Raw genomic sequence first — 5,119 nt, forward strand, 5'->3', positions numbered from 1 at the left:
GCAGCACCGGAACTCCCCCAGTCAACCGAGCCGTCGCCGTAAAAACTTCAACTGTTAAACAGCCGGCAGCTGCCGTCGCTGAAAAATCCTCGCGTTCGCCGCGAGCGCCGAAATCCTCGCCAGCCACGATGGGCACGGTCGTCGACATGACCGACGACTACATCCGCAGCATGTCGGACGACGATTACATGAACGACGTGCAGGTGGAGTTCTTCCGCCTGCGCCTGCTCAAGATGCGCGAAGAAGTATTGGCGCGCGAGCTGGACGTCAAGGAACGCCTGCATCAGCGCGAGGTGTTCGCCGATCCAGCCGATCGCGCCACCGCCGAGGAAGAGCATTGGCTCGACCTGCGTCTGCGCGAACGGGAATCGATGCTGATGCGCAAGATCGATGAGTCGATGCGCCGTATCCGCGACAAGGAATACGGCTTCTGCACCAAGACTGGCGAACCGATCGGCATTCCCCGCCTGCTCGCCCGCCCGACGGCCAGCGTCTGCGTCGACGTCAAAGGTCAGGACGAAAAGGTCGAGACGCACTTCCGCGATCGCTGATCGACGTCGCAGCACCATCAACGCGACGAAGGCGTGCACCGCCTTCGTCGCGTTTTCGTTGGGCGATTGCTTCTGCGCGATACAATGCCGCCGCTGCGCCCGTGGCGAAATTGGTAGACGCATGAGACTTAAAATCTCCCGCCTTCGCAGGCGTGCCGGTTCGATTCCGGCCGGGCGCACCAAGCTTGCAGTACCCGCCATACCAACCCGTTTCGACATACGCCCCGGTAGCTCAGTGGATAGAGCGACCGCCTCCTAAGCGGTAGGTCGCAGGTTCGATTCCTGCTCGGGGCACCACATCGCAGCATCGTCAAGAGAAGCGCGGCTTGATACCCGCCGGATTCCAGGAGCAGCGCCAAGGTGGACGCAAGTCTGAACTCGCCTTCTCACTGGATCCTGCTCGCGGTTCTGGTCGCGGCGACGATCATCGATAGCCGCACGCGGCGAATCCCGAACCTGCTGTCGCTGGGTGGCGCAGCCGTGGGGATCTTGCTGGCGGTGACCGGCTACGGCAGCGTGACGCCGGGCGCGTCGCTAGGCGGGCTGGCGCTCGGCCTGATTGCCTTGCTGCCGCTCTACCTGCTGAAAGCCATGGGCGCTGGCGACGTGAAGCTGATGGCGGCCGTTGGTGCGTTCCTGGGTCCGTCCATCACGCTGGCTGCAGTGCTCTGCACGTTCATCGCGGGTGCTGTGATCGCCATCATCGTGCTGATCGTCCGGGATGGCTTGCGCGAAACCGTGCAGCGCTACGGGTTCGGCATCAAGCATCTGATCCTGGGCGGGACCTGGCTGGGCAAGCGCGTCGACAAGGAAGGAACCGGCCCGCTCCGCTTTCCCTATGCCGGAGCCATTCTTTGTGGTTCCGTTGCCGCCGTGCTCTGGGCCGCTTCGGCTGGCCACTGAGTATTTGGTCGCGCACACGACAGAAGCCGCGTAACGCTGAGGTAAGGGAAACGTGTTTTTTTTGGGCTTCTGCTTGAGAAGCAGGCGCCCCGCATCGGGATGCGCTTTCATAGTCAGCAGGTAATTGGTGGAGACGATCGGGATCGAACCGACGACCTCGTCATTGCGAACGACGCGCTCTCCCAACTGAGCTACGTCCCCACACGAAACCTGCTGCTTGCTGTCTTGCGGAGTACGGAATCATCGCTGCTGCAAGACAACTTGCCGTCCCGCGAACTGTCTGCACGGGGAGGATGAATTTCCCGGCAGCAATCTGCACGACGGCGCGCAGTTTAAGCCTTGTCAACCGAAAGGGGAACCCTTTTCTTCGTGCCCCACGGTGCTGATGCCGGCTGTCGGCGCAGGCCGTCCGTTGCGAGTGGCGCCCCACCTTCCGCTTGGCGATGATCCGATGATTCGCTCGCGCTCCGTCTTCGAGAAACCGTTCATGAACCGATTGCTGAAACTTGCCCTGCTGTCTCTGGCCACCTCGCCGATGCTGGTGCAAGCGGTTGCGCCGAGCCGAGCGGCGGCCTCGTTGGCCGATCCTTCGGCAAGGCTGACTTATCGCAGTGGCGAAGTGATCGTGAAGTACCGCGCCGGCATGAAGGCCCAGAGCCAGTCCACGGCCAGCGATATGCTTCGGGCTGCCCAGGGGCAGCGCGCCGAAGCGCGCTACTTCGATGGCCGCTTCGAGCGCCTGAAGCTGGCATCGGTCGTCGATGTTCCGGGCGCCCTGAAGATGCTCGCGGCCGATCCCGCGGTGGAGTACGCGGAACCGAATTTCCTGCGCCGGCCGATGGCGGCGATCCCCAACGATCCGCTGTTCTCGCGGCAATGGGGACTGCAGAATACCGGCCAGGCGAACTTTGTCGACGGCGGACCGGCCGGCATTGCCGGCGCCGACATGAATCTGGTCGAAGCCTGGGATTCGCTCGGCGCTGGCATCGCTGATCGCACCGGACGCGGCAACGTGACGATCGCCATCATCGACGATGGTTTCGAGACCTCGCACCCCGATCTGATTGACAACCTGGTCAACGGTTACGACTTCGCCGACAACGATTCCGACCCCAGCCCGACCTCGGCCGATGAATCACATGGCACGGCCGTGGCTGGCGCCGCTGCGGCGCGCGGCAACAATGGCATCGGCGTCGCGGGTGCGGCCTGGAACGAAAAGATCATGCCGCTGCGCTTCGGCTATGACGTGGCTTCGGAGCTGCAGGCACTCGACTTCGCCCGCAACAACGGTGCGCGCATCGTCAACGCCAGCTTCGGTGGCCCGAGCTATTCGCTGGCCGAGCGTGATGCGATCTCCGCACTGAACACCGCCGGCATCCTGTTCGTGACCTCGGCCGGCAATCAGGACTCGAACATCGATATTTCAGGTGCCAGCTATCCCGCCAACTACCAGCTGCCGAACGTGCTTACCGTTGCCGCGACCAATCGCCAGGACGGTATCGCCAGCTTCTCGAACTATGGCTCGACAACCGTGCCGGTGGCCGCCCCCGGCCTGCAGATCGTCACCACGACACTCGGCGGCGGCTACACCACCGGCGGCATCAATGGCACCTCGTTCTCGTCCCCGTATGTGGCCGGCGTTGCGGCACTGATCCGCGATTACTACCCAAGCGCGACGGTTGCCGAGGTGAAGGCTCGGCTGATCGAAAGCGGCCAGGTCGGACTCGATCCCTCGAACCCGGTGAACCTGCGCACCGCTGCCGGCCGCATCGATGCCAGACAGGCGCTGAATCTGCAGCCACGGCCCTCGCTGGTGATCCGCCCCGCACAGGCCAGCAGCTACACGCTGGCGTACGACACCAGCAATGTCGATGTGCCGGTGCTGGTACCGGCGACTGTCGAGGACGGTGCCAACGGCAATGGCGGCCTTGATCCCGGCGAAACGACGACCTTGCGGGTTACGGTCGAAAACCTGTGGCTGGCGGCAACCAATGTCCGCGCCACGCTGACCGCCAGCGGTGCCGGCGTGGTCGTCAACAGCGGCACCGCCTCGCTCGGCGCGCTTGGCTCCGGGGTCATCCAGCCGGTGGATTTCCAGGTGCGCGTGCCGGCCACGGTCGACGGCCATCAGTACGTGCAGTTCGCGCTGGCGATCACCGCTGACGGCAACTACACGGCAACGCGTCGCTTCATCATGGAAATCGGCAAGCTGAGCCTGGGTACCACGGCCTCACAAAGCTTCGCGCCGGGCCTTTACGACGAGTTCCACACCTGGAGCTTCGACGTGACCCGACTGCCGGCTGGCAGCAATCGCCTGGTCGTGCAGTCCACCGCCGTCAACGACGTCGACATCTTCGTGCGCTACGGCGAACCGGCGCAGTACAACGTCGATCTCGACGCCGACGTGCCGACCACCGAGGGCGATCCGGAACCGTTCTACTTCGTCAACGTGCCTGAGGCGCAGCGCGGCGATGCCGCGGACAACGGCGACGAGACGATCTCCATCGACACCCCTCGCCTCGGCACCTACTACGTCACCGTGGTCAATTTCGATCGCACCCAAGGTGCCAGCTACCCGCTGCGCGCAGCGCTGGAGAACACGCCACCGCCGCCTGGCAGCGGCGGCGGCGGTGGCGGTGCGGTGCCGCCAGCTCTGCTTGCGATGCTGCTGAGTGCGGCGCTGCTGAGGCGTCGGAAAGCAGACTGATGACCGCTTGTCCGGCGGTTCGCCTGCAGCCATGACCAAGGGCTGCGCGGGGGGGCTTCCACGCTCGCTGAAAGCCTGCTAAAACGCGCGCAAATCACGATGTCACTCGATGGAGCACGCACACGCATGGCTGGCAGACCGGGCAAGAAACCGCAACCGCAACCGAAGCCGTTCGACGAGTTTGCGGAAGAGGTGGAAGGCTTTGAAGACGACACGCCCGTGGTCGATGCCAAGGGCAATGTCGTGCCCAATGGCCGCTCGCGCGACTGGCGGGATGTCGAACGCCTGCGCGAGGAACGCGAGCTGAAGAAATTGATCGGCGAAGATTTCGACGATCTGTTCGACGACAAGCCCGGCCGCCGCAAGCGCGACTGAAGCTGCGCCTGCGGGCTCAGCTTGCCGAGCGGATGAAATGCTGGCGGTAGTAGCGCAGTTCCTCGATTGAATCCCGGATGTCGTCCATCGCCAGATGCGATGACTCCTTCCTGAATCCCCTCGCCGTTTCCGGTGCCCAGCGCTGGCACAGTTCCTTGACCGTGCTGACGTCGAGATTGCGGTAGTGGAAGTAGCGCTCCAGCGCCGGCATCCAGCAGGCCAGAAAGCGGCGGTCCTGGCAGATCGAATTGCCGCAGATCGGTGATTTGCCGGCCGGCACCCAGTCCCTCAGAAAGGCGATGGTCTGTGCTTCGGCCTCCGCTGCGCTGACTTGGCTGGCGCGCACTCGCGCGGTCAGGCCGGACTTGCCGTGCTGGTTGACGTTCCACTCGTCCATCTTCGCCAGCTCGTGCTCCGGCTGATGTACGGCAATCACCGGACCTTCGGCGAGCACGTTCAAATCGCTGTCGGTGACGATGGTGGCGATCTCGATGATCCGGTGTTCCTCGGGGATCAGGCCGGTCATCTCGCAGTCGATCCAGATCAGGTTGCTGGACGCTTGTTCGGGGCTGTTTTTCATGGC

5 protein-coding genes and 3 tRNA genes are annotated in these 5,119 nt (G+C 63.8%); 6 read left to right on the forward strand and 2 right to left on the reverse strand.

Annotated features, from left to right (window positions below; all coding sequences use genetic code 11):
- The first annotated feature begins 128 nt into the window (after positions 1 to 128).
- The 4 genes from dksA to Q0D45_RS20830 all read left to right on the forward strand — a co-directional run bounded on the left by dksA (position 129) and on the right by Q0D45_RS20830 (position 1,454).
- The gene (dksA, locus tag Q0D45_RS20815; protein ID WP_293397618.1) at positions 129 to 551 is read left to right on the forward strand and encodes an RNA polymerase-binding protein DksA; all 423 of its coding nucleotides are present in this window, start codon (positions 129 to 131) and stop codon (positions 549 to 551) included.
- 95 nt (positions 552 to 646) lie between these two features.
- Positions 647 to 733, forward strand: a tRNA-Leu gene (locus tag Q0D45_RS20820).
- 39 nt (positions 734 to 772) lie between these two features.
- Positions 773 to 848 (forward strand) — tRNA-Arg (locus Q0D45_RS20825).
- 63 nt (positions 849 to 911) lie between these two features.
- Complete coding sequence (locus tag Q0D45_RS20830) at positions 912 to 1,454, forward strand: prepilin peptidase (protein WP_293397621.1); 543 nt, start codon at positions 912 to 914, stop codon at positions 1,452 to 1,454.
- Positions 1,455 to 1,579: 125 nt separating this feature from the next.
- On the opposite strand, the gene Q0D45_RS20835 is transcribed toward Q0D45_RS20830, so the two are convergent.
- Positions 1,580 to 1,655 (reverse strand) — tRNA-Ala (locus tag Q0D45_RS20835).
- 286 nt (positions 1,656 to 1,941) lie between these two features.
- Here Q0D45_RS20835 and Q0D45_RS20840 point away from each other — a divergent pair.
- Complete coding sequence (locus Q0D45_RS20840; RefSeq protein ID WP_293397624.1) at positions 1,942 to 4,161, forward strand: S8 family serine peptidase; 2,220 nt, start codon at positions 1,942 to 1,944, stop codon at positions 4,159 to 4,161.
- A gap of 126 nt (positions 4,162 to 4,287) precedes the next feature.
- The gene (locus tag Q0D45_RS20845; RefSeq protein ID WP_293397627.1) at positions 4,288 to 4,536 is read left to right on the forward strand and encodes a hypothetical protein; all 249 of its coding nucleotides are present in this window, start codon (positions 4,288 to 4,290) and stop codon (positions 4,534 to 4,536) included.
- Positions 4,537 to 4,552: 16 nt separating this feature from the next.
- On the opposite strand, the gene orn is transcribed toward Q0D45_RS20845, so the two are convergent.
- Positions 4,553 to 5,116: an oligoribonuclease gene (gene orn / locus Q0D45_RS20850; RefSeq protein ID WP_293397630.1), complete on the reverse strand. Its 564-nt coding sequence runs from the start codon at positions 5,114 to 5,116 to the stop codon at positions 4,553 to 4,555.
- Positions 5,117 to 5,119: the final 3 nt, after the last annotated feature.

The sequence above is a fragment of the Nevskia sp. genome, from assembly GCF_023266035.1.
Lineage (GTDB): Bacteria > Pseudomonadota > Gammaproteobacteria > Nevskiales > Nevskiaceae > Nevskia.